At 62.0% G+C, this 24,952-nt stretch carries 19 protein-coding genes and 2 pseudogenes; 5 read left to right on the forward strand and 16 right to left on the reverse strand.

Annotation, left to right across the window (positions count from 1 at the left end; translation table 11 throughout):
* Positions 1-21: 21 nt before the first annotated feature.
* The gene (locus GGD40_RS02785) at positions 22-225 is read right to left on the reverse strand and encodes a hypothetical protein (RefSeq protein WP_179704691.1); all 204 of its coding nucleotides are present in this window, start codon (positions 223-225) and stop codon (positions 22-24) included.
* Positions 226-636: 411 nt separating this feature from the next.
* On the opposite strand from GGD40_RS02785, the gene GGD40_RS02790 reads away from it, so the two are divergent.
* Positions 637-1,530, forward strand: coding sequence for a glutamate/aspartate ABC transporter substrate-binding protein (locus GGD40_RS02790; protein ID WP_179742729.1), 894 nt, complete (start codon positions 637-639; stop codon positions 1,528-1,530).
* A 79-nt stretch (positions 1,531-1,609) separates the two neighbouring features.
* Here GGD40_RS02790 and GGD40_RS02795 read toward each other — a convergent pair whose 3' ends face one another.
* The 4 genes from GGD40_RS02795 to GGD40_RS02810 all read right to left on the reverse strand — a co-directional run bounded on the left by GGD40_RS02795 (position 1,610) and on the right by GGD40_RS02810 (position 5,934).
* Positions 1,610-2,056: a hypothetical protein gene (locus GGD40_RS02795; protein ID WP_257030326.1), complete on the reverse strand. Its 447-nt coding sequence runs from the start codon at positions 2,054-2,056 to the stop codon at positions 1,610-1,612.
* The gene (locus GGD40_RS02800; protein ID WP_179744858.1) at positions 2,053-3,513 is read right to left on the reverse strand and encodes a phosphatase PAP2/dual specificity phosphatase family protein; all 1,461 of its coding nucleotides are present in this window, start codon (positions 3,511-3,513) and stop codon (positions 2,053-2,055) included. Before GGD40_RS02800 ends, GGD40_RS02795 begins: the two co-directional genes overlap by 4 nt.
* Positions 3,510-5,273, reverse strand: a complete 1,764-nt coding sequence (locus tag GGD40_RS02805; protein WP_179742730.1) for a bifunctional alpha/beta hydrolase/class I SAM-dependent methyltransferase — start codon at positions 5,271-5,273, stop codon at positions 3,510-3,512. Before GGD40_RS02805 ends, GGD40_RS02800 begins: the two co-directional genes overlap by 4 nt.
* Before the next feature lie 64 nt (positions 5,274-5,337).
* Positions 5,338-5,934, reverse strand: a complete 597-nt coding sequence (locus GGD40_RS02810; RefSeq protein ID WP_179742731.1) for a CDP-alcohol phosphatidyltransferase family protein — start codon at positions 5,932-5,934, stop codon at positions 5,338-5,340.
* A gap of 239 nt (positions 5,935-6,173) precedes the next feature.
* Here GGD40_RS02810 and GGD40_RS02815 point away from each other — a divergent pair, with 239 nt between their 5' ends.
* On the forward strand, positions 6,174-6,803 hold the full coding sequence (locus GGD40_RS02815; protein WP_179742732.1) for a lysophospholipid acyltransferase family protein: 630 nt from the start codon (positions 6,174-6,176) through the stop codon (positions 6,801-6,803).
* A gap of 36 nt (positions 6,804-6,839) precedes the next feature.
* The gene (locus tag GGD40_RS02820; protein ID WP_179704704.1) at positions 6,840-7,772 is read left to right on the forward strand and encodes a phosphatidate cytidylyltransferase; all 933 of its coding nucleotides are present in this window, start codon (positions 6,840-6,842) and stop codon (positions 7,770-7,772) included.
* Positions 7,773-7,881: 109 nt separating this feature from the next.
* On the opposite strand, the pseudogene GGD40_RS37495 reads toward GGD40_RS02820, so the two are convergent.
* The 5 genes and pseudogenes from GGD40_RS37495 to GGD40_RS02835 all read right to left on the reverse strand — a co-directional run.
* Positions 7,882-8,412: pseudogene (locus tag GGD40_RS37495) on the reverse strand (TIGR04222 domain-containing membrane protein); the annotation flags it as partial.
* Positions 8,386-8,694 (reverse strand): annotated as a pseudogene (locus GGD40_RS37500) (glycine-rich domain-containing protein); the annotation flags it as partial. The pseudogenes GGD40_RS37500 and GGD40_RS37495, both read right to left, overlap by 27 nt.
* A 356-nt stretch (positions 8,695-9,050) precedes the next feature.
* Positions 9,051-10,142 (reverse strand): hypothetical protein, encoded by a 1,092-nt coding sequence (locus tag GGD40_RS02825; protein ID WP_179704708.1) that lies wholly within the window; start codon positions 10,140-10,142, stop codon positions 9,051-9,053.
* Positions 10,143-10,571: 429 nt separating this feature from the next.
* Positions 10,572-10,952: a hypothetical protein gene (locus GGD40_RS02830; protein ID WP_179704710.1), complete on the reverse strand. Its 381-nt coding sequence runs from the start codon at positions 10,950-10,952 to the stop codon at positions 10,572-10,574.
* Positions 10,953-11,234: 282 nt separating this feature from the next.
* Positions 11,235-13,763, reverse strand: coding sequence for a penicillin-binding protein 1A (locus GGD40_RS02835; RefSeq protein WP_179742733.1), 2,529 nt, complete (start codon positions 13,761-13,763; stop codon positions 11,235-11,237).
* Between the two features lie 215 nt (positions 13,764-13,978).
* On the opposite strand from GGD40_RS02835, the gene fabV reads away from it, so the two are divergent.
* Positions 13,979-15,175 carry an enoyl-ACP reductase FabV gene (gene fabV / locus GGD40_RS02840; RefSeq protein WP_179704719.1) on the forward strand — a complete coding sequence of 399 codons (1,197 nt, stop codon included), beginning with the start codon at positions 13,979-13,981 and terminating at the stop codon, positions 15,173-15,175.
* Positions 15,176-15,738: 563 nt separating this feature from the next.
* On the opposite strand, the gene GGD40_RS02845 is transcribed toward fabV, so the two are convergent.
* Both GGD40_RS02845 and GGD40_RS02850 read right to left on the reverse strand, forming a co-directional pair.
* Positions 15,739-18,435 (reverse strand): glycoside hydrolase family 19 protein, encoded by a 2,697-nt coding sequence (locus GGD40_RS02845; RefSeq protein ID WP_179742734.1) that lies wholly within the window; start codon positions 18,433-18,435, stop codon positions 15,739-15,741.
* Positions 18,436-18,683: 248 nt separating this feature from the next.
* Positions 18,684-19,325: a TetR/AcrR family transcriptional regulator gene (locus GGD40_RS02850; protein WP_179742735.1), complete on the reverse strand. Its 642-nt coding sequence runs from the start codon at positions 19,323-19,325 to the stop codon at positions 18,684-18,686.
* 125 nt (positions 19,326-19,450) lie between these two features.
* Between GGD40_RS02850 and GGD40_RS02855 the strand changes: the two genes are divergently transcribed.
* Positions 19,451-19,789: a darcynin family protein gene (locus GGD40_RS02855; RefSeq protein WP_373565251.1), complete on the forward strand. Its 339-nt coding sequence runs from the start codon at positions 19,451-19,453 to the stop codon at positions 19,787-19,789.
* Positions 19,790-19,858: 69 nt separating this feature from the next.
* On the opposite strand, the gene tssJ is transcribed toward GGD40_RS02855, so the two are convergent.
* The 4 genes from tssJ to tssA are packed head-to-tail and all read right to left on the reverse strand — an operon-like array spanning position 19,859 to position 24,952.
* The gene (tssJ, locus tag GGD40_RS02860) at positions 19,859-20,395 is read right to left on the reverse strand and encodes a type VI secretion system lipoprotein TssJ (protein WP_179704727.1); all 537 of its coding nucleotides are present in this window, start codon (positions 20,393-20,395) and stop codon (positions 19,859-19,861) included.
* Positions 20,396-20,408: 13 nt separating this feature from the next.
* Positions 20,409-21,509 carry a type VI secretion system baseplate subunit TssG gene (gene tssG / locus GGD40_RS02865; protein WP_179742736.1) on the reverse strand — a complete coding sequence of 367 codons (1,101 nt, stop codon included), beginning with the start codon at positions 21,507-21,509 and terminating at the stop codon, positions 20,409-20,411.
* Complete coding sequence (gene tssF / locus GGD40_RS02870) at positions 21,506-23,326, reverse strand: type VI secretion system baseplate subunit TssF (protein ID WP_179704731.1); 1,821 nt, start codon at positions 23,324-23,326, stop codon at positions 21,506-21,508. Before tssF ends, tssG begins: the two co-directional genes overlap by 4 nt.
* Positions 23,327-23,338: 12 nt before the next feature.
* Complete coding sequence (gene tssA / locus GGD40_RS02875) at positions 23,339-24,952, reverse strand: type VI secretion system protein TssA (protein WP_179744859.1); 1,614 nt, start codon at positions 24,950-24,952, stop codon at positions 23,339-23,341.

Raw genomic sequence — 24,952 nt, forward strand, 5'->3', positions numbered from 1 at the left:
CCGCGCCACCTGCCGCCCTGCTCACTCTTTCTCGTCGCTCTGCAACCGCGCCAGCAACTCGCGCCCCCGACGCGTCAATTGCAGCGTCATTTCATGCGGCTGACGCTGCCGCACTTCGACAAGCGCATATCGGCGTAACGCCAGCACATCGGGGTCCAACGGCTCGATACGTTTCTCCGTGTCGCGAAACAGCATGAGCGTCGCGAGTTCGTGATGGCTAAGCATCCAACACCTCCGTTCATCAAAGCGTGGCGATGAGACGATAGTAGTCAGACGCCGCGACAGTTTGGCTACAGACACGTTTCCGCTTCTTACGGGCACGCGGGCTTCGCGGCGGCCAATCCGCCCGCAGGCCCGGCGTGGTTCGCCCTCCGCCCTTGAGCCCGCGTAAAACGGCGTAACTCGCCGCGATTCCGGCGGCAAAAAGCTCACGATCGTGCGCAATCCCTGACGATCCGTACCGCGATCCATCGAAACCCTATCGAATTCGAGCGTCGACCCTTTCCGGCCGCAACGGCTGAAACTCGTCGCACGTAGGGAGTTAACATATGTTGTTATTATTTTGTTTACTGCAACATATGGATCCAGGCGCCATGGCGTGCCGCTAACGATCGTTCGATATCACTGGGGAATGAGATGGTCCGGGAAAAATTGTTGATGCTGGCCGTGCTGGCATCGGCCGCACATGGCGTGCTCGCGCAGGACGCAACGCCGACCATGACGAAGATTCAAACCAACGGCCTGATTTCGATCGGCCATCGCGAGACGTCGGTCCCGTTTTCCTATGTGGACAGCGACAACCAGGTCATCGGTTTTTCTCAGGATCTGTGCAACAAGGTTATCGACGCAGTCAAGGCGAAGACGAAACGGTCCGATCTGCGTATCCGGTTCATTCCGGTGACGTCGCAGAACCGCATTTCGCTGGTACAGAACGGCACCGTGGATCTGGAATGCGGCGTGACGACGAACCTTGCCGCCCGGCAAAACCAGGTCGCGTTTTCCGATACATTCTTCGTGGCCACGACCCGGCTGCTGACGCGCAAAGACTCCGGCATCAAGGATTTCCCGGATCTCGCGGGCAAGACGGTCGTGACCAATCAGGGGACGACGTCCGAGCGCATCCTGAGAAAGATGAACGAAGAGAAGAAAATGAACATGCAGATCATCAGCGCCAAGGACTACGGCGAGGGCCGCCTGACGCTGGAAACCGGCCGCGCGGTGGCGTACATGATGGATGACGTTTTGCTGGCGGGCGCGCGCTCGCTAACGGCGAAGCCCGCTGACTGGGTGCTGGTCGGCACGCCGCAATCGTCCGAGGCTTATGGATTCATGCTGCGGAAAAACGACCCTGAGTTCAAGAAGGTCGTCGACGATGCGATGCAGCAGGTCATGAAAGGCAAGGAGATCAACACAATGTACGACAAGTGGTTCATGAAGCCGGTCCCGCCGAAGAACCTCACGTTCGACTTTCCGATGAGCGACTCGTTGAAAAAGGTCTACGCGAATCCGAACGATACGGCGTTCGAATAAGGGCTGCGAACCGGCGTTGCGCGGTCACGGGTGCGTGTTCGCGCGACTACGACGACGCGTCATTGCGTGCGCGGCCGGTTCAGAACGCGCCGATCAGTGCCGCGACGGCTATCACGAGCACTTGCACGACCGCGAGTATCGTCACCAGCCGGACGAGACGGGCGACGCCGCGCACGCGCGCGTCGAGCGTGCGTCCGGCCTTCGTTTCATCGATCCAGCCGAGCCGCCGCAACGCGTGGTCGAGTGCCGCGAGTGCATCGTCTTCGTTCGTCAACGCGGTTGAATGTGCGAGCGTGCTGAACAACCGGCGATCGATCGCGACGCGGATCAGCAGCCATAGTGCGAGCACGGCCACCGCGCCGCTCACGCACACCACCGCGACGCACGGCCATGACCCCAGTGCGAAAGCGAGTGCGAGCCCCACCCACGCCGCCACCTGCGTGCAGATCGCGACGATCAGCCCAGCGTCGAGCAGGCCGCGCGCCGCGGCGATTTTGAATTGCACGCTGGCGGGTGTGTCGTTCATGATCGAACCTCGGGTCCAGGCCGCGTGTTGTGTGGCGCTTCATGCCGCATTGGCGAACGCCAGTCGATATACCGCTGCAACAACGCCACGCTCGGCGCCCGCAACACCACCTGCGGACGCGCTTCCCGCAACAGCGCCAGCGCGGCCTGTGCATCGTTCAACTGCAAATACGCAGCGAGCCACGCCGCCACCGTCAATGCGCTACGCGAATAGCCGAGCGCACAGCACACCAGCACGGTATGCCCCTGTTCACGCAACATCTCGATTGCGGCGACGGCTTGCTGCAACTGCGCGAGCGTCGGCGGCAGCAAGTCGAGTTGCGGCACGCACACATAGTGGATCGCCGGATCGCGCCGGGCCCAGCCGGGCATTTCAGCGGTCAGGTCGACAATCGCGGTGGCACGCGCCAGCCTCACCTCACGACGCGTCGGCGTACGTCCCACCAGCACCGAGTGACCCACCGGCGACGACGCCGCATGACGAAACGTCCACGCGCGCGAATTCACGAACGTGCCGAACACAGTCGGCAGGAACAGCGCGCCGGTCGCCCACGCGAGACCGCCCGCTTCGCTCTTCTGATACAACCCGGCATCCACACGCCAATAGACAATCGCGACGCACAGCACGGCCAGCGCGATCCAGCCAAGCAGCAACGCCGCGAACGGCGAATGCGGAATCGTCACGCAGGTGGCAATCAGAAACACCAGCGCCAACGCCGCATAGCGCCGCGCAATGCGGCGGGCGTGAGCCAGCACGGTGGGCGTGACCGGTTCGTCGACGGCACGCACGCGGGACGTTCCATCGCCCCGCCGCAGCGGAAACAGAAACAGCGCGAAGCAGCCCACCGCCGCGCCGGTCGGCACATCGATCACGTGATGCTGATAGGTGGTCAGCACGGAAATGCCGATCAACGCGAACCAGCCATGCAACAGCCAACGCCACGCGCCGCGCGCCTGCAACGCATACACGGCCCACAACACCACCAGCAAACCGATATGCAGCGACGGCGCCTGATTGAACGGTTTGTCGAAACCCGCGAGCAACGTGAACAGCGCCCCGCTCATGCCACCGGCGGCCGGCCGCTCGAAGCTGAAGCGCAGCGGCCACGCAATAAAGCACACCACCGAAATAACCTGCACCGTCAACAGCCGCTTGACGTGGTCGAGCAACTCATCGCGCCAACGCCACAGAAAAAACGACAGCGCGTACAGCAGATCGATCGACCAGTAAGGCACGATCGTCCACGGCCAGAAAGGAATGGCATGCTCCCAGCCGAACGCGAACGAAGGCACGCTCGCATGCCTTCCGGCCAGCCAGTTCGCGAAGCCATAGGTCGAAAAGAACACCAGACCCATGCCCGCCAGCAGCACGCATTTCAGCACGAAGGTAGCCGGCCGCGCGGCGGCTGCGTGGGGTGGCCACGTCACCGCGTCGGTGCGCGCGCCGCTGCCGCTCATACGTCCGCGACCCGTTGCGCGACGCTGACGGTGAAGATGCCCCATTCGTCGATGCGTTGCGCGATCTTGCGAAAGCCCGCGCTCGCCACCAGCTCATCGAGCTCGGCTTGCGAGCGACGGCGCATCACCCACGCGGCCTCGCCGCGATGGTTCTTCAGCGTACGCGCGATGAATTCCAGCTGCGGATGCCACGGCTGCCCCGTATAAACCAGGTAACCGCCGGGCGCGACGGAGCGCGCGAGGCCGCCGAGCGATGCGCGGATCATCGCGTTGTCGCTGAACAGTTCGTACAGCCCCGACACGATGGCCAGATTCGGGCGCGGTTCGAGCTTGGCGAGCGCTTCGGCGTCGAACGCGTCGCCTTGTTCGAAACGCGCCTTCGTGCCGAAGCCTTTCTGAATGATCAGCGCGCGGCCGGCCTCGACATTCGGCGGACTGTAATCGCGCAGCAGAATATGTTCGATGCCTGTCCGGCTCAGCGCGGCCGCGCCAATGGCGTCGAGCACATAGCGCCCGTGCCCCGCGGCAATATCGACGATCCGCACCGGCTGGCCGTCCCGCCGCAGGCGCGCGATGGCATCGGCGATCAGCGCTTCGATATGAATCTTGCGCTGACGAATGCCGCGCCAGCCGATCGATTCGAGATAGTTGCGGTCGATCAGCCGGCCGAGCGGCGAACGCCCTTCCGCGCGATTGCGGTACACATAGTCGAGCGACGAGCCGGAATCGAAGCCGCGCTGGAACCCGAGCGCGATCCCCGCAGAGAACCACGACGACAGCCGCAAACCGCCGCGCACCAACGCCCAGTAGGCGCCTTTCAACGGCTGCGGCGGCTGCTTCAGACCCGCGAATTCGTCATAGAACGGCCCACGCTCATGCGCGTCGAGCAACGAGACCGGCGCGCTCGGCGCATCGTATTCCTGCAGGACGAACGCGCGAATCGGCGCGATGGCGCGGCTGCGCTCCAACTCACCGAGCGTGTCGTGATGAAAACCGTCGAGCACGATGCGCTCCTTGCGCGCCGAACTCAGCCGTTCGTAAAACTGGTCCTGCGGCTGCCGACGCACGACCCAATCGGCGCCGGAGATCAGCACTTGCGTCGGCACCTTGATCGCGGCGGCGTCGGCCACCACGCGTTGGGCCATATCGTGCAGATCGAGCAGCATGTTGACCGCGATGGCGCGCGCGATCAGCGGATCGGACTGGTAGCTGGCGACGCGCTCGGGGTCGTGCGTCAGCAGCTTCGGCTTCACATAGCTATTGACGAAGAAGCGCCCGCGCAGCCGGTACATGAGCCGCAAAGCCGGCAACGCGAGCGGCACATACAGCTTGATGCTGAAGGCCGGCGCGGCCAGCACCAGCGCGCGCAGCGGCGGCGCGTAATCGTGCACCCACGCGGCGACCAGCACAGCGCCGACGCTCTGGCCGATCACCGTCATGTCTTCGATCGCGATGCCGTGGGTGTCGCGGATATGCTCGGCGAACGTCTGAACGTCGCGCACCGAAGCCGCCGCGCTCGGACTGTAGCCGCGTTCGCCCGGCGAATGGCCGTGGCCCCGCGCGTCCCACGCGAAGAACGCATGCTCGGGCAGATCGAGTTCGTCGACGAGATGGGCCATGCGCGCCGAGTGTTCGTGACCACGATGAAACAGCAGCACGGCGCCACGGCAACGTTCGCCGGCAACCGGCCAATGGCGGTAGAACAGCGCCTCGCCGTCGTGCGTGACAAACGTGTGTTCCCCGGCAGTGCGGCTCGTCATGGAAGTCCCCTCGAACGTGGAATGGTACTCGCGGCCCGGCTGCGTGCCCCGCCGGGTTTCTGATTCAGCGCGCCTCGGCAACCCCGTTGCGCACCCGTTGGCCCATTGTCACGAGCGCCAGCACAACCAGCGCGCGCCACAGCCACGTGGCCCACGGCGCGACCGTCAGGCCGAGGCCGATCCACAGGCCGAATGCGCCGATCACCACCGCGCGATCGCTTTTGCCGAGCGGGCCGTCGTAGCGGCGCGTGGCGCCCGCCAGCGGCCCGACCAAACCCGCGCACTCGACCACCGCGGCGGCCAGCGCGAACGCCCAGATATCCGCAGCATTGAATGCGGCGATGACCAGAAACGGTAAAACGAGTGCGATGTCGGAAATCACGTCGCCTAACTCGTTCAAATACGCGCCGAGCGCGCTCTTTTGTCCGAATTCACGCGCCAGCATCCCATCGATCGCATTGAGCGCCATGCGCAGGAACAGCCAGATCGGGATCAGCAGGAACAGCCGGTAATAACCCGCCGCCGCTACGCCGCCCACCACGATCGAGCCGAGTGCCGCCGTCACCGTGACCTGATTGGCCGTTACACCGACGCGCGCGAGTTGGCGCACCAAAGGCCGCAGCAGATTCTGGAACTTCGGTTTGAGTGCGTAGATGCTCATATTTATTTAACAGTTCAAACGGGTTAACCAGCCCATACGCGAATTGCCCGGAAACGAAATTGTCCCGAGCCTGTTTTTCGAGCTATTAGAAACAGCGACATCGTCATTTAAATGGGAGGAAAGGTCAAGAATCACCCTGCTCTTTAAATCGATGTGGTGATCGACGAAAAAAATCGTCATAATGCCGCGACCGAAACGCCACCGGCGTTCAGAATGGCGCAATCAATGAGTCGGATTCAATGAGTATCTGGCACGCATGGCAACGCGATTGTCTGCTGGGTGTAGTGCGTCTCGTGGCAGGCGCCTATCCGGTCTGGCATCACGGCACACCGAACGCAACGCAGAAGATTTACTTCTCCAATCACACCAGCCACGTCGACACACTGGCGATTCTCGCCGCGCTGCCCCGCGAGTTGCGCTCGCAGGTGCGGCCCGTCGCGGCGCGCGACTATTGGGAGCGCGGCAAGGCCAAGGTGCACATCGCCAATAACCTGCTCAACGTGGTGCTGATCGACCGCAAGAAAGAAGGCGACGGCGATCCGCTAGAGCCCGTGCGCGAAGCGTTGCGGCTCGGCTATTCGATCATTATTTTTCCGGAAGGCACGCGCAGCGCCGAGGCCTTGCCGCAGGCGTTCAAAAGCGGCCTGTACCGGCTCGCCGGCGAGTTTCCAACGGTCGAGCTGTGCCCGGTCTATCTGGAGAACCTGCAGCGCATCATGCCCAAGGGCGCGATCTGGCCGGTGCCGCTGATCTGCAAGGTGCATTTCGGCGCCACGATCACACTGGCCGACAACGAGCCCAAGGCGGATTTTCTGCAGCGCGCGCGGGAGCGCATCGTCGAACTTTCGCCGGTACGCCACGCGGATTGACGGGACTCGCATAACAACAACGGGGAAACACACACGATGAGAACCGCGTTCTGGGAACTCGTGGCCGGCCTGACCGGCTTTCTGGCGATCGCTTCGGTGATCGGCGGCCTGCTCGCCTGGCGCGATGGCGGCCGTAGCACGACCATCGCCAATCTGAATCAGCGTATTCGCGCATGGTGGGGAATGATCGCAATCATGGCGATCGCGATCGGCCTGGGGCCGACCGCCACTTACATCGTGTTCGCCTTCGTGTCGTATATGGCGCTGCGCGAGTTCATCACGCTGACGCCTACTTCGCCGAGCGATCACACCACGCTGTTTATCTGCTTCTTCATCGCGATTCCGGTGCAGTACCTGCTGCTGTGGGTGAACTGGTACGGCATGTTCTCGATCTTCGTGCCGGTGCATCTGTTCATCACGTTGTCGCTGGTGTCCGCGCTCACGCAGGACACGCATGAATTCCTCAGCCGTAGTTCGAAGATTCATTGGGCGCTGATGGTGTGCGTGTACGGTCTGAGTCACGCGCCCGCGCTGCTGATTCTGGATATTCCCGGCTATCAGGGCGAAAACGCGCTGCTGCTGTTCTTCTTCCTGCTGGTGGTGCAGATCAGCGACGTGTTCCAGTACGTGGTCGGCAAGCTGTTCGGCAAACGCAAGATCGCGCCGAAGCTGAGTCCTTCGAAAACCGTCGAAGGGTTTATCGGCGGCGGGCTGCTCGCTACGCTGTCGGGGGCCGCGCTTTACCGGATCACGCCGTTCAGTTTCGGTGCGGCGTTTCTGATGTCGCTCGCTATCGTGCTGGCGGGGTTCGTCGGCGGACTGGTGCTGTCTGCTGTTAAGCGCTCGCTCGGGGCGAAAGACTGGGGGTCGATGATCGCCGGACACGGCGGTGCGCTCGATCGCGTCGATTCGATCTGCTTTGCCGCACCGGTGTTTTTTCACCTGGTGCGATATCTGTATGTGAACTGAGGGATGGTGCGGTTGAGGTGCGGCTTGGTTGCGGGTTAGTTGTTCGAGCAACCGCCGCAGCTGCTGGAACTGCAACTGCTGGAACTGCTGCAACTGCTGCAACTGCTGGAGCTGCAACTGCTGCCGTCGATGCCGCCGCCAGAACCGCTGCTGCCGACCACCCCCGGTACGTTGAGGGCGCGCCCCTTGTCGGCCCGCTGCGGCCCAAGCCCGGCAGCCGCTTCATCACGATCACGTAGGCAAGCGCAAACAGGATCACGCCGATCACCAGCAGCATGACCGGCCGGTCCCGGCTCATGCCGACGCAAATTTTCGCGAAGCCGAGCGCCGCCACACACAGCGCCAGCACACGCGCGACGAACAGCAAGCCGCGCATGCCACCGCGCTTCCATAGCCAGCCGCTTTCGATCAACTCCGCGTTGAACGATTTTTCCTGCAGCATCAATTGCGCGCGGAACGCCACGTAATCGGCCCGGCCGTTTTTTCTCGCCCGCAACCATTGCCACTCCGCCGCATAACGGCCGGCCATGGCGACGTCCTCGGCCTTCACGGAGGGCTTTCTGCTCGGGTAAGGCGAAAAGCTGATCGCGCCGGCATCGATCAGCGCGAGCGTCGCGACATTGCCCGGCGTGTGGTGCAGCGGTGCGCCCAACACCTGAGCGCAAAAGACGTCCCAGTATTCCCGGGTGTATTCGAGGTGCAGATGCCACGCGGCATCCACCGCTTTGGACGGCGTCGCGACCTGCCCCGTCGACACCGCGAGAAACGTGAAGCGCTTGTATTCGGCGATCACCTCGGCGGTATGGTCGCTCGACCAGCCTTCGCGCTGCGCGAGGCGCACGCTGTACGGCAGCGCGACATTCGGTGCGTCGAGCGAATACGCGTGGAGGCGCTCGATCAGCGCGCACTGGGCGGCGCTCATGGGCCGCGGCGAGAGCGCCGTTAGTGCGGCTTGCGGCGTGACGGCCGTGGACGGGCGGTTTGAATATCGGCGCATGGATCGGGTGAAATCTCGCGACGCAATCATTCGACACGCAAGCGCCGAACTGTTGGAAATGAGCGCCCTCTTAAACTGAAATGAGTACCCCGTTTTTCAGCCGGTTTATCGCATTGGATTCTAGTCGAGCAGAATGCCCGGACTATAGCGTTTTGGTGGCGATGTCAAAGCCGTACGCGCGCCCGAGGATTTACCCGCGCGCGATTGTCGAATGAGCGGCCTCGCACTGTTTCTTTCCGGTTCAGATCCGATAAACAGATTCGCTCAGACGATCTTCCCCGCTATGGATTGTGCGGCGACGCACCCGCCTCGGAAACCGGCGCCGCATTGTCCTGCGCGGCCCCGCATTGGTGGCAATGCGGAAAGAAGAAGAAATTCCGGCCGAGGCATGCGCATATATTGAAGAGCTTCAGTCCGCAATGCACGCAGAACGTGGAGTCGTCGCCGCCGAGATTCCATTGTTTGTCGCACGACGGGCAGCGCTTCTTTTCAAGCGAGCGAACCGCCTTGTCATAGCCGATGGTGCGTGCCCGCTCGCCCTGATCCTGCTGCAACTCGATACGCTTGCGCTCGGCGTAGCGCTGAAACGCCCTCATCATGTACAGCCCGGCGAACACGGTCACCGCGATGCCGACCAGCACCCGCACATAGCCGCCGAAGTCAGGCAGATACGGAACCAGTTCGATAAAAAACGCGCTCAACGCAAACAGGCCGAAACCGTAGACGAACGGCCAGTAACGCGCTTTACGGTAGCGGATGAACAGCCAGATCCCGATCAGCAGAATCGGCAGCGTCAGCGCAAGCCGCAGACCGAACACCTGCAATTCATAGTGCCGCGTCGCCTCGTCGAAGCGGCGTTCGGCTGCCGCGTCCGCATTGGCGCTTTGCGTGTCCAACTGCGCCTGCCTGGCTGCCAGCGCGCGCTGCTGGTCGTCGAGCGCATCGATCTGATGCTGCCAGACGATCGCGACCGCCTGCAACGCGTCCAGCTTGCGCGTGCGTGCCTGCAGGTCCGGGTCGCGCGTGCTGTCGCCCGTCGCCGAGCGGGTGGCCAGCCAGTTGCGGAAACTTTCTCTCGCGTCTGCGTAGTCTTTGGCAGCGCGGCGATGCGCCACCTCGAGCGTTTGCGCCTTCTCGTCCAACGTGTCGTGCTGCGCCTGCAGGTCGCGTTTCGCTGCGTCCAGCCGCGCTTTTGCCGGGACGTCCGCGAATTGCTCGATGGCTGGCGGGCCGCCGCGTGGCGCGAAGGCCATGTCGCGGATCACCAGGCTGCCGAGCATGTTCAGAAACACGGCGAACAGGATCGCGATCGCCCAGGAAGCGAGCTGCAGGAGTCGCGCTGGACGGGTCAGGCTATCGCTGGAGGTTGCCATTGTTGTGCGCCTTTGGAATGGTTTTGACTTTGCACGAAAGAATACCGAACAGTTCTTTCTTCGCCAATGCAAACCCGGGAAATGATGCCCATTGGCATAAAATAAATCGAGTCGGCGCCAATAAAATCCACACGCGGCCCGCATTTTTTCATTCGCCACGAGTACGGCGTATTCGCCGGTTCCGGAATCGGCAATATCATCCCCGGTCGCGCCGATAAAGTCGCGATAGGTGGTCAAAGAGGGACGCTATATAGCAACGAAACGAGCAACGAAACGAATAAACGAATTCCCGCTGGATAACGGGTTTCGCAATCAAGGCGCGAACTGGCTTTGGGAGAATCGGGCGTTTCCGCTACCGCCTTATCGTGACGACCGGCGAGGGAATGAGCGAACAGCAGTCGCGCGTCAAGCGCGACCGTTAATACGCGATCAGAACTTCGGGTGGCACTCGAAATTAACCGACGACCCATGCTCGGTCAGCATCTGCACGCCGCTGACGCTTTCCGTCGTGACGCTGGTCAGCATGCCGCGACGCTCGCAGTAGTCGCGCGCCTCGGTCATGGCGTGCTCGTGTGCGCGCGCCCAGGCCATCCGGCCGCCGGTGGCACTAGCGGCCACCGTATAGGTGCCGGGTTTGTCCGTGGCGACGACGTCGGTCGCCGACGCACACCCCACGAGACTTGCGCACGCGAGCGCGGCAGCAATCAGCGCGCGCCAGCCGCTGGCCGGGGAACCTTGGGAACCACGCCCGCCAAACGCAACGGAAGCCGCCTGCCGTTCAGGACGTCGGTCCGGGACCGTGTTGAACATATATCACCTGCACTTTTTAACCGGTTCATCGAGGATGAAATTATCCGCAATCGTGCGACGAAGATCAGCCTCACCGACTGAAAACACTGTTGCGGGGGGCTTAACAATGTCACCGGATGTAAGTGGCGTTGCAGGTGGGACGGTAAGTTGGGTGACGCGTGCTTGCATGGGTGCCCGGCTGGTCGTTCTACCGAGCACCCATACAAGCGTGTGACGAACGACCAAGGTGGTTGAACGACAAGGTCCACGTGCCGTGGACTTGAGGGCGGCCCGGCTCGTCCCTCAAGGTGAACCGTTACCGCCTGTCGGCGCATTGACAGGCGCCCCGCCCGCGTCCGGCGCCCCGATGTCGTCCGGTGTGGGTGTGGGCGAGGAAGCGGCTTCGCCATTACCGCGCGCTTCGCCATCGACCGGTCCGCTCGCGGCCACTGGCGCCGATGCAGGCAAGCCAAGCAACGGCGGCAGCGCGCGCGGCTCGACCGCCGCAGCGGAAGCCGCCGACGCCGAAGCGGAAGACGCCGAAGACACTGAAGACGCCGCCGTCGAAGCCCCCGCCACCACCGCCGCAGCGCTAGGCGCACGACGCGTCGGATTGCGCGTCACCACCGTCGCCTCGGGCTTCTCAGGCGACGAGAACACCTGCTGGAACCAGTCGCGCAAGCGGCCGGTGCGCTCGCTAAACCAGCCCGGCTCCTGCTCCGTCGCGAACTTCACGCGGCTGTCCACCAGCTTCGAGCGCTGCGCGCGCTGGAAGAAATCGCCGACGATCGGCAGTGCGCTATGCGCGCCCTGCCCCCAGTAGTCGCTGCGCAAGGTCACGCGACTATCGTTGAAGCCGACCCACGCGCCCGCCACGAGTTGCGGATGAATCAGGATGAACCAGCCGTCCGCGTTGCCCTGCGTCGTGCCCGTCTTACCCGCGACGTCGCCGCGTACCCCGAAGCGGCTGCGAATGCTCGATCCGGTGCCCCGATTCACGACGTCGCGCATGATGTCGATCAGCATGCGGTCGGCGTCGGCGGGCAGTTCCTGTTTCGGCGACACCGGCGCGAACTCGGCCAGCACGTCGCCCTTGCGGTTTTCGATTCGCGTGACCATGACCGGCTCCACGTAGCCGCCGAGGTTGGCGATCGTGCCGTAGGCCGAGACCATTTCCTTCAGCGTCACCGGGCTCGTGCCGAGTGCGAGCGACGGCACCGGGTCCAGTTCGCTGTCCCGCACGCCCATCGCGCGGGCGAGTCGTGCGACCTTGTTCGGGCCGACCGTTTCCATCAGTTGCGCGGTAATGCGATTGCGCGAAAACGCCAGAGCGTCGCGCAGGCTGATCGCGCGATCGCTCGGTTCGTCCTCGTCGTTCGGACGCCAGACTTCGCCGCCGGCCAACTGGATTTCGACGGGCTTGTCGACGAACGTGTCGGTCGGTTTGGCGCCCGCTTCGAAAGCCGCCGCATAGACGAACGGCTTGAAGGTCGAGCCCGGCTGGCGACGCGCCTGCTGCACGTGGTCGAACGGATCCTGGATGAAGTCGCGGCTGCCGACCCACGCCCTGATCTGACCGTTGCGCGGGTCCATCGCCAGAAAATCGGCTTGCACGCGGGTCTTGGATTCGCATAGCGACTGCACGAAGGCGCGGTCGGATGAGACCTGCTTCAATGCGTCCGCGTCGCTCAGGCCGGTGCTTTTCGCGGCCTGGTACTCCGGCGTTTCGCGCAGGAAGGTTTGCAGCAGATCGCGGCCGTTCGAGCAGCCCGAGCGCGCGCCCCACGCCGAATTGGCGATGCCCTGCAACTGGTTGCCCTGCAGCGTCACCGCCTGGGTGGCCATGGTCTGCAGACGCGAATCGATCGTGGTGCGCACGACGAGGCCGTCGGCATAGAGGTTGTAGTCGTTGCGATCGGCCCACGCGGCGAGCCACTTGCGCAACTGCTGCGCGAAGTGCGGCGCGGGGCCAGGCGGCTCGGTCTGACGCTCGAAATCGATCCGCAACGGCTTGCGCTGCAGCGTCTGAAAGGCGGCGGGCGTCAGCTTGCCGTACTTGACCATTTGACCGAGCACCGTATTGCGCCGCTGCAACGCGCGCTCGGGATTCAGCACCGGGTTGTAGTAGCTGTTGCCCTTGAGCATGCCGGTGAGCGTCGCGCTTTCCAGCACGGTCAGGTCGGACGCCGATTTGTCGAAATAGGTGCGTGCCGCCATCTCGATGCCGTACGCGTTATAGAGGAACGGCACCGTGTTCAGGTAGGTCTCGAGAATCTCGTCCTTTGTGTAGAGCGCCTCGATCTTGAAGGCCGTGATCGCTTCCTTGATCTTGCGCGTCAGCGTCGGCGCGCGGCCGATCTCGTCCGGATAGAGATTGCGCGCAAGCTGCTGGGTGATCGTCGAGCCGCCCTGGCGGTCGCCGGAAAACGTATGCAGCGCCGCCGATGCCGTGCGGCGCCAGTCGAGGCCCCAATGCTGGTAGAAGCGGTGATCTTCGGTAGCGATCAGCGCGTTCACCACGTTCGGCGAAATGTCCTTGAGCTTGACCCACTCGCGGTTGGACGGCTTGAATTCGGCCAGCAGCTTGCCGTCCGCCGATAAGATCTGCGCCGGCTGCTCGATCTTGGCCTTGCGAATATCGCCGATGCTGGGCGTGAACGGAATCAGCACCAGCACATACAGCACCAGCAGCAGCGGACTGGCCGCGAGGGCCCACGCGAGGCCGCGCCGGGTCGGATGGCGCACATGCCACATGGCCCGCGCGATAGGCGCGTTCACTCGGGTAAGGCCTTTGTCCAAGGCCGCCAGGAGGGGGGTGATCAGGCGCGTCAATCTAACTTACCGTCTGCTGGGAAAGGCGCAATCCTACCAAGACGCCGGGCAGCGGCTGGTTTTTTGCGTTTTTTTGGCAGCCGTGCGGTTGGCTTTGGCGCGCCTGGGCTCACTGTGAGCGGCTTCGGATGTCAGGGAACCGCGGTGCACAGACGCCGCGCCGGCAAACAATCGCGGCCTACTATAATGTCGGCAATTCCGACAAGAGGTGCTTCATGATCATCAAACCGCGCGTGCGTGGCTTCATCTGTGTTTCGACCCATCCGACCGGCTGCGAAGCCAACGTCCGCGAACAGATCGACTACGTCAAGGCACGCGGCTCCATCGCCAACGGCCCGAAGAAGGTGCTCGTGATCGGCGCATCCACCGGCTACGGCCTCGCCGCTCGCATCAGCGCCGCGTTCGGCGCCGACGCCGCCACGCTCGGCGTGTTCTTCGAGCGCGCCGGCAGCGAAACCAAGGCCGGCACGGCAGGCTGGTACAACACCGCCGCATTCGAGAAGTTCGCCACGGCGCAAGGCCTGTATGCGACGAGTATCAACGGCGACGCGTTCTCCGACGAAGTCAAGCAACGCACGATCGAAGTCATCAAGCGCGACCTCGGCCAGGTCGATCTGGTGATCTACAGCCTTGCCGCGCCGAAGCGCAAGCATCCGAAGAGTGGCGAAGTGTTCAGCTCCACGCTGAAGCCGATCGGCAAGTCCGTGACGTTCCGCGGCATCGACACGGACAAGGAAGTCATCAAGGAAACGGTCCTCGAGCCGGCCACGCAGGCTGAGATCGACGACACCGTCGCGGTGATGGGCGGCGAAGACTGGCAGATGTGGATCGACGCGCTGCTCGAAGCCGGCGTGCTCGCCGACGGTGCGAAGACCACGGCGTTCACCTACCTCGGCGAGAAGATCACGCACGACATCTACTGGAACGGTTCGATTGGCGCCGCCAAGAAAGACCTCGACCAGAAAGTGCTCGGCATTCGCGAGAAGCTCGCGGCCCACGGCGGCGATGCGCGCGTTTCCGTGCTCAAGGCGGTCGTCACGCAGGCAAGTTCCGCAATTCCGATGATGCCGCTGTATCTGTCGCTGCTCTTCAAGGTCATGAAGGAGAAAGGCACGCACGAAGGCTGCATCGAGCAGGTCTATGGCCTTTACAAGGACAGCCTGTACGGCGCGGCGCCGCACCTCGACGATGAAGGCCGTTTGCGCGCGGACTACAAGGAACTCGACGCGGACGTGCAGGCGCGCGTGCAGGCGCTGTGGGGCGAGGTGACGAACGACAACATCTACGAACTCACGGATTTCAGCGGCTATAAGACGGACTTTTTGCGTCTGTTCGGCTTTGAGATCGCGGGCGTGGATTATGAGGCGGATGTGAATCCGGATGTGGCGATTCCGGGGTTGGTGCAGGTTTGATCGGGGCGGGGGTGGGTGCGATGCGTTGTGTTGCGCCGACGCCCCCGTTTTGCGGGTTTGCGGATGAATTCATGATTTATTCGAGGTCTATTCCTTTATAGTCCTCTTCGCGAAGATTCTCGTATGCGCTCGCATGAATGGAAGCATCGTTTGTGCATTGAAAATTTTCGACTCTTCTTCCCTCTTTCTCCGCAATAACACCCGCACTAGTCTCAAGGGACTGGCGGGTCGTTATATTTCTGTCATAGATATAATACGTATAGCCTTCTCTAGAAAATTTTACGTGCCCTTCTCCGCCTCCGGGGTAGGGTCGACTACTGACAAAAAACTCACCACCCGGGCCCGACGTTTTCTCCGGATAGGCAAGATAAACTTTATTTCCGGACCTGAACCTGTAAATGAAACTATTCGCGTCTTTCGAATAGCACAGTTCGGCGATCTTGTGGCTACGCTTACAGTTAAACGCGACCTCTTCGTTAGGCCGGCAAAATTCACTTGCATGAACGCCATGCAGGAATTCGCCTGACAGGAACAATGAAAGCGCTATTTTCTTAATCATGACCTTAGTTGTCCTGTGGCACACCAAGCAAAGAGGCGATTCGATTAAATGAATTCTTTCTCTCCGCATACCCGTTGAGGCCTCCATTAACCAGATTCGTGATGGTCAAGACCGTTGAATTCGCGTCGTCGCAGACAGAATTTGCGCGAACATTTTCCCAGTAGAAAAATGCCGTCTCGACCCCGTAGTCAAGACTCGAGAGCACAACATCTGGATTCGCGACAAAATCCCGCTGATCCTCCGGAAATTTTTGATTATGAGAATCTTTGAAGCGCGTATAGTTCCGCTTGCCGGTCAATTGAATAATTCCCCGCCCCCTGTACTTATAGCCGTCGCCGGTCTCCTCGCTACCGTTATCCATTCTGTTGGCATACACGTAGTTCGCCAGGCGCTCAGGTTGGTGCGCGTAATAATCAGCCTCTGCCCATAATTTGCTTCTTAGCTGGCCGAAGTTGCAGACTATATCCACTGGCGTTTCATGAAATTTCCCTGCATGGACCCCACTGGGAGGCGACTTGCATCCAAATTTCTTTTTCATTCCCTTGACGCTATAGCTCAAGCCCTCTTCCAGATTTTTAAAATGACTTTCCACCGCAATCTGGGAGAGAAAATGCGCGATCCGTTTTGGCTTGTCTATTCCATACTTTCGGGCCGATCTATTCAGGTAAGGCAAGACTTCCCGGTGATATGACTCGGCTGTACCGGGATCGACTATCCTCAGCATTTGCAATGTGATCAGGTCGTCCGTTTCGGCCATGCTGTCGAGGAACGTCAGCGGGTTGAAATGCCAGACGCACGACGACGCCGGAAAGTCCTCCACCCCCTCGATCTCGTCCCACCAGGAAAGCTGATCGATCCGCTCGAGCTCGTGCTTAAGGCGCTTCGGATCGTTCTTGAGCAGCGCGTCCTTTTCCTTCAGCACGTTCCACCTGGCCGCATCGGACTTCCCTTGCCATTCACTGGGATGTCTGGCGACAACGTGCGCAAGCGCATTGCGCACAACCGGGTTGTGATTCGCTGCGGCAAGCTCGTCGGGCATGATGTCGCTGTCCGGATGCTGATCGATAAGCCGGTAGATCTTCCTGAAAAACTCCGGCACGTCCTCAGGATCCATATACCCGTTCGCAGTGGCGTTCGTCTCCTCGATCTGTCGGAAACCCAGCTTCGTCCAGTCGTATTGCACGACATTCTGAAGACGACTCTCGGGCACCCAGCCTGTCAACACGCCACCGTCTCCGATACCCTCGACCGGAAACCATTTCTTGTGCCGCGCGTCGAGCTTCGCCAGTGAGGGTGTCGTGTCGACCACAACCGGTAAAAGCAACGGATCTGTGCCGGGCGTAAAAGTACTGACTCCTGAGGCCGATACCTCTTCCCTTGCAGGCGCTCCGTCCGTACCCGCTACCTTGAATCTCCGGCCTTCGGTCAGTCCCGCCGTATTCGCGAAGAAGTCGTTGAATTTCGGATCGCCGGTGAATACTTCAAGATGAGCCTGCTGGCGAGTCATCTTGTCGTGATCGCCTGCGCCGGGCGTTTCGTACAGACCAAGGTGGCCGATGGCGTCGCCTGCTTCGACCGGTATCGGAGGATTGCAGGTCACGACGTTGAAGAGATCAGGGATCAGCGGGTCGCGCGAAAGACCAGTCCCGCTCGATCTGATCCACACTGTGGCGCCGACGGCGACCGGCCCTGCGCTGCCCGCGCCGAGCGTCAGTATCGTCACCTGCGCGAAGGGCTTCATCTTGTTGCCCTGCCTGAGTAGCTTCTCCTGCTCAATCTTGACGGTCGTGCCCGGAGGCACGGTATGGATGACAGCGCCCGCGACGTTCTGAGCCGAGGGTTCGCCTCTGGCGCTGACTTCATGCAACAGCGTTCCGGTCGCCTTCCGGTTCGACTTCCAGTACGCCGGGCGCTTTCGGATATCGGCACCGGTCGTGGCCTCTAGCTGGACGCCATGGGTTGCGATCCAATAGTGTTGTCCGGCGGTTATCGCTTGAGATGTCGGATTACCCGACACCGGTACCGCATTGACCACGACGTAAAGCAGCTTTGTTATCTGATCGCCTGCCGTCGATTGCACTTCATCCAGCACCGACAACTCAGTACCCGATGGCAACGCAATAGCCGGATTCACCGCCGGCACGTCATGAAGTCCGTAGAGTGGCGACGCAAAGCCCGGCACAGACATCGCACCGGAATCCGACGGAGTTTCCGCAATCGCCGGACACCTTTCATACGCCACGGCAGACGTTCCCTGCACCACGACACGCTGTGCATAGCCGCTATACGGCAGCAGATGCATATACAGGCTGTAGAAGACCAGTGTGTTCTGCGACCCCGGGGATGTTGAACCCGCCGTTGAAGCCTTACGCGGCGACTCATAACGATGCCGCACCAGACAGAACGACGTCGAATACTTCAACGTCTGCGCATCCGCACCTTCCCCCCAGGTCGACGTCCGGTAGTCGTCGTTCAGACGGTAGGCTACGACCTCTCCCGTGGCCATTGCACGGATCGGCCGGGCGTCCGCCAGATATTCACTGGTGGCGTCGCTGATATGCAGTCCGCCATGCCAGAAGCCGTGAGTACCCAACAGGTAAAAACCTGCGGATTCGCCGTTCAGATGTTCGAACAGTTCCTTCGCCGACTTGAACTCACTGCCGTCTGCTCTGGTGATCGGATACTTGAAGCTGAGAGACATTGATTGAAATACTCTGGCTTATACCGGTTTCGAATGACGCGCTCAGTGGCGATCGCTTGTGCTGTTTGCGCAGCGCCAGACGATCTCGACTGTGCTCTCGTATGCCCGCTTTCGCCGTTCGCGCAAGCAGCACATTCAAAAGATTAAGCCATATTCCTCATACGAAATTGCCAACTTTTCCAAATCTTGTTGTGGAAATTTCGGCATCCCAATCAAGCAGAAAAAAGCCACCTATTCCGCATTTTCTTTCACCCCGCCGTGTCCCCACCCACCCACTGCGACTGCGCCACATACCCATCCACCGCGCGCATCACACGCACCTCCAGCGCAGCCGCATCACGTTCATCGCGCTGCCCGGCGGCGTCGACCATGCCATGCACGATCGCCAGCAAATCGTGCGCAACCAGACCGGCGTCACTCAACTGAGGCGCGTCCCGCTTCTCCGTCAGCGCACTCGTCAGCACGCCATGGACCAGGTCCGCCAGCCGCTGGTTACGTTGACCGAGCGGCAACCTGCGCTCCTCGAAATCGATGACGCGCGCCAGTGCCGGCCGGCGCATCTGATGCGCGACTGCCGCGTGCACCATCGTCTGCACGCACCCCCGCGAACTCTCCACTAACGCCGCCGTCTCGATGTCCACGACCAACTGCGCCGTCTCGCGCTCGATCAGCGCCACCGTCAACGCGTCGCGATTAGGGAAGTACTGATACAGCGAGCCGATGCTGACGCCGGCACGCTCGGCGACCGCGTTGGTCGTGCAGGCGACGAGCCCCTGCGTCTCCAGAATGCGAGCGGCCGCTTCGAGCACGGCTTCGACGGTTTGCGCCGAACGCCGCTGAACTGGCGCTTTACGGGGTTTCAGACGCTGTGCAGCAGTGGATTTGGCCATGGCTGAAATGCGAGTTTTAAACGTGAGTGATCGCTCGTATTCCAAACCTGTTTTTCGCGAAAACCCGATCGCCCCCTTAGCCCTCGACTGAAACTTGATCTCATGACCTCCTCTGCAAAAAAACTGTGTTGACCGTTTTCATGCTCGTCAAAACGAGGCCCGAATGGCTCGCCTTGTCCGACGACGAACGCGCCCGCCTGCTGCACGAACATGTGCTGCCGATTCTCAAGAAGCACGCCGACGAAGTGACCATGCGGTACTACGACATCGAGTTCTACTCGGCCCGCGTCACCGACATCTGGGTATGGGACGCGAGCAGCCACCACGCCTATGAAATGGTTGTCGAAGCGTTGCGCATGACACCGTTCTGGGATCGCTTCTACGACGTCGTCGAGATTTTGCCGGGCGTGGAAAACGCCGTTGCTCAGGCTTACGACCGGGACGCGGCGCTGCCGGCGGCTTGAACCGAAAACCTTCGTGGATAAACGGGCCGGGAAGCTGCCGTAGCGACGCCGGCCGCGCGCTACCTGGCGTCAATCGGTCTTCGTTTTCGATGGATCGGATTGCGATTGCGCCACCAGGGTCCGATCGATCAACTCCAGTTTCAGCGGCTTATCTGTCGAGAGTCTTTTCCTCGGAATCACCGTGCGCCACTGACCATTCGGGCTCGGCTCCCGGTAGAACGCCACGATCGCGACGTACCGCGTATCCGTCTGTATCGGCTCAGACAGGCTCACGGCGCCGCCCGGATTCACCACGGCCGCCGTACTCGCCCTCAAGTCCTGCGCGAGCCAGGCTTTGTCGTTCGTCAGCAAGTCGCTGTACGACGCGGCGTCGAACAGCTTGCGGTCCTTCAACTGATAGACGCGCACGACCACCGAACAAGGCCGATTGGCTTCATCCGGATTGATGGACGCCCGCGCGACGAAATCGACATCGACCGTCTTGATCTGCCTGTAAAACACCGCGCGGTAAGCGCCCGTGCCCGTATCCGAAACGGCTTGCCACGCGCCGCAGCCCGACAGCAGCGCGATCGATACGAAACCGGTGACAATCAAGCGTAAAAACATGAACACTCCGGATTCAGGAGACGCGTGCAGCGTCGAGAAACGGGTCGGCGACGGACGATGGAAACGCCTCGCACACGCCAAGGGGAATCGTTATCAAACGATCCGAGGAGGAAGGCAACACGGTGGTCCACGCGAGCCGGGGCGCGGGCCCCTCATGCGACGCGCCGACAACAGGCGCCGGCGCGAAGCGCGAAGACATCTCCATCTGCACGAAGACGTCGGCCTTGACACCGACATACAGCTTTAGAAACGCCATCAGTTCGCGATGCAGGCCGGCTCCCGGCAGAAGGTCATACGTCTGGCGTGCGTCCGCCGGCCGCAACGTCACACACACTGCGCCACTGCGATACGCCAGCCGTGCGCCAAGCACGTAGCTGCCGCCGAGACCGTGAGGCACGCGCCCCGCGTCGGCGACGCAACCCAGCGGGCTGGGTTTGCCCACCCGCTTGAGCGTCGCGTGAAATTCATCGACGCGCACCTCCACGCCCGGCACAGCCAGCGCGACCACGCCCGCGAGCCCCTCGGACGTACGCGTTCGCTGGATCAACAGTCCGAGCAGCGCCAACGCGCGCGAGTCCGGTAAACCGGCGCGCGCCGGTTTACCGCCCCAACCGAAACCTGCTAGACAGAGCAGATTCCGCGAATGGTCGTCGATGCCCCCGGCACGAAAGCCGATCGGATAGCGATATTTCTTCCACGCGCGATAGAGCAGCGTGACGAAACGATGGTTGAACTGATCGAGAAAGGCTTCGACCGCTTCATGCCCTTCCTCGCGCAGTACGATATCGTCGATCAAATGCGACGGCATCGCCGCGTCCACGCCGTACAAGCCCATAAAGGTGGTGCGCACTGTCGGCGCTGAGCCGGCACATTCGTCGTCGAGATCGACGCGCGCCACCTCGCCGGCCGGAAAGCCCACACGCTGGCGCGGCCGGAAGCGCACCGGTTCGAATTCAGGCGTGTCTTGCGTACCGAAACCCGGATGGTCCGGCACACGCAGTTCCAGCAACCGGCACAATTGCATGAAGCTCATGGCCGGCGCGCGGCCAAGCAGCGACGCGACGAACGGGTCAAGCGCCTCCGGAAAACCCTGCGACGAAACAAGCGCAGTCATAACGGACAACGCAGCGCCTTGCTGCGCGGCCAGACGATGCGGGCCTGCGAAGGCAAGCTGACTATCTCAAGCTTCGTGAACAGATTGATCTCGGCATACAGCGCGAAAAACCGGTGCAGCAGTTCACCGAACAGCATCAGGTCGCCCTCGCCCGCGAACGCGTGGCTATCGAGCGTGACTTCGATCAGCACGCCGCGTTCGACCGCGCCGCCCGTCACCTCTTCGCGCAGTGCCTCCGACACATGCAAAATGCCCGCAAGACGACGCCGGTTCAGTTCGTCGCCGGTCCAGTCGTACAGCGCCAATGCGCCGCGCAACACCTCGGCGTTCATCAGCGACAGAAAGTTCGGTGCGAGATGGGACAACACCCGCCATTGAAAGCGGTCGCCCGTCGGCGGATACAACGGCAGCGTTGGCGCAACAAGATTTCGCACCCTCGCGACATTCGGCACACCGGCGCCGAGTTCGTCGAGACTCGCCTCGTGCAGGCCCTTTCGCGGCAACATGCCGTTGGTGCCGGTCACGCGCAGCGACAGACTTTCTTCCGGAAGATCCGTCAGGCTCTCCCATGCGTGGCCGCCCAGAACGATCCACGTTTCATGCAGACCCGCGCCGCTCTGGCGCACCCGCGTATGGAAATAGCGCTCGGGCGCTTCGTGCCGCAGCATGCCGCCACGGTGCCGGAAGGTCGCGAACGGCACGTACTCGTAACGCTCGGCGTTGTCGTGATCGATCGCTTCGATCGCATCGACGGAATACGTTTCGACGTGTCCCGCCGCGTGGCCGGCCGGCACGACCCGGTATTCGGTTTCGTGGTGGTCGACCTGAACCGTTTCGGCATCCAGTGGAAACAGATTGATGACCGGCGCGCAGAACAGGCGCACGTTGTCCACCGTAAAGCGCTGGTCGGATGGGTAATTGTGCGTGAGGAGGATCTCGAGTTCGAAGCGGGTCGTGTCCACGGGCAGTTTGGTCGCGTCCAGACCGCACAGATCCACGAACAGAAATTTCTCGCGGAAACTGAAATATTCGAGCAGCAGTTGATAGCCCGAAAACGCCGCATCCGCTTTCGGCCACAATCGCTCTTCGAGCGTGAACCCCGCTGGTTCGATGCTGACGCCGTCGAGCGGCAGCGCGTCCCCGCCGCGCAATTCCGGAATGCGCCAGACGATCGACGCCACCTGCCGGGTCAGCGCGAGGTGCATCGCGAACGCCGTGGGCAAATCGGCGTTCAGATAGAGCGGCAGACGCGAGAGATCCATCGCATCCCGGCGCGCGGACCGGTCGATCTCGAACTGCAGGCCGATCACCGAACGTCCGTCGTGACGCACGGCCGGCGCGGCGTTGACGAGCCGGATCGGTTGTAAACTCACGGCCCGGGTCGTGCGATACAGACATTGCACGGCCTTCGGCACCGCACCCGCACCTTGAGAGGCCGCCGCAAGCGGCGTGGAGATCGGCGCCGAGCGCACCGGCACGCCCGCAGGCAGGCATTCGGTTCTCTGCAATTTTTCCGCGAGCGGCGTGAATTCGACGATCGACAGTGACGGAATCATGCGCAGGTAATGCGGCCACAGCAGACTGACGAGTCCTTCGGTCAGCTCGGGTAATTCGTCGTCCAGTTTCTGCTGCAAACGTCCGCTCAGGAACGCGAAGCCCTCGTAAAGACGTTCGACGTACGGATCGCGGTCGCCCACGCGATCGAGATTGAGCATGCGGGCCCGGTCCGGATGCGCCTGAGCGAACTCCTTGCCAGCCTCTCTCAAATAGCGCATCTCGGCGTCGTAATAGCGCAGGATCGGATTGTCGTGGTTCATGGAAACTCGGGGTTATGACAGGGTCAGCGCGCGGGCCGGGTCGAGCACGACCAGCTCGCCCTGCAGATGTTCCACACGACGGGCCAGCGCCGGCTTGTCAGCGTCCTTGCGGCGGCCGAGCGTTTTGAGCGACTTGAGCAATTGAAGCTTGATGTCGAACGCCAGCGCGGGCTCCCAGTGAATCAGCTTCAGCGATTGCACGGCAGCGTCCAACTCGCTCAGCAGCGACATGGCAATCTCCGCCCGGCCGGCGTGATCGGCGAGGCGCGCCATGACGACGCGTTGCAGATAGCGCCGGCGCTCGGTCATGACGCCGGGCAGCGACTCCAGCCAGACGAAGGCCGCTTCGAGCGTCTGGTTCGTGCTCAGTTCGCGCGCCTGCGTTTCGATTTCGGGCCAATTGTCGGCGACATCGAGGTGTTGATGCGCCGTAACCGGCAACGGTGCAATCGCCTCGCCGGCTTCCAGATCGCGCACGACCGCGTGCCGCGCAATCCATTCGCGGGCCGTGTCGTCGGCGAAGGGCGTGCCGTCGTTGAACGCCAGCCGTTCGATGCCGGGTAGCCGGTCGAGAAACAGCGCGACGTCGGCCCGCAACAGCTCGCGCCAGGTGTTGTACGGTGCACCGATGTGATCGAGCGCGACGTGCTGGAAGTACTGCAAGTCGAGCCACAGATGATTTGCCCCTTCCATGAACGCCCCTTCCACACGTTCGAGCAGTTCATGCCACTGTCTTTGCAGAACGAGCAGCTTCATCTGCTGACGTAACTCCGCGCGTGGCGGCACGAGACGCGTGCGTGCCTCGACGTCGGCGGGTGGCGGCTCATGCAGCGTGTCCCAGCGCACGCCGCGCACGAGCCTCGCAGAGGGCAGATAACCGTTTTCCTGGTCGCGCAGATAAACCGCCATCGCACGGGCCTGATCGAGTAGTTCGCGCGTGGAAGAGACGCTGCCAGTGGTCAGCGCGGTCCGCGCGGCCTGTGTGCTCCGAGCGGTCTGTGTGCCGCCTGACGCTGTTCCGTTACCTGCTTCAAGGTTCGGTCCCGGTGTGTCGTTGCGTTCGAAGCGGACCATAAGCGCCTGCAGGTTCGGGCGAGCCGTCTCGTTCCATTGGTTCGTTGCCGTGATCAGCAGATTCAGCGCGGCGATCGCGCGTTCGAAATCCGCTGGGGCGAACTCGCTGTGGCTCATAAGCGGATCGATAATCCTCGTCATGGCAAGCCACTCGAGTGCGGCCTTCTTCGCTTCCGGACGCGCGGGCAGCAAGGCGTCGCCAAAACGGTCGATCAACGCCGCGGCCAGGTCCAGTCCATCGGCAAAACCCGCCGGGCCGTCCTGACGCAGCCGGGCGAATGCGTAGTAGCCGGCCAGTCGCAAATCCTTGCCGACCTCCTTGAGCAACTGCTCGCAGGTGGCGACGATTAGTGCGTCGTCGATGCCCGAAAGCCGGTTGACCTCGTCTTTCAGCGCGAAAAATGCGTCTTCATAACCAGGATCGCGACCCACGCCGACGACGCCCCCACCCGCGATGGGTTGCAGCCAGGCGTCCCAACGGACGATGCGCTCGCGCATCCGTTGCTCGGCGTCGCGCGATGGAAACAGGCCTTTCAGAAGATTCGGCAGCAT

Origin of the sequence: Paraburkholderia bryophila, assembly GCF_013409255.1 — a bacterium.
Taxonomy (GTDB): domain Bacteria; phylum Pseudomonadota; class Gammaproteobacteria; order Burkholderiales; family Burkholderiaceae; genus Paraburkholderia.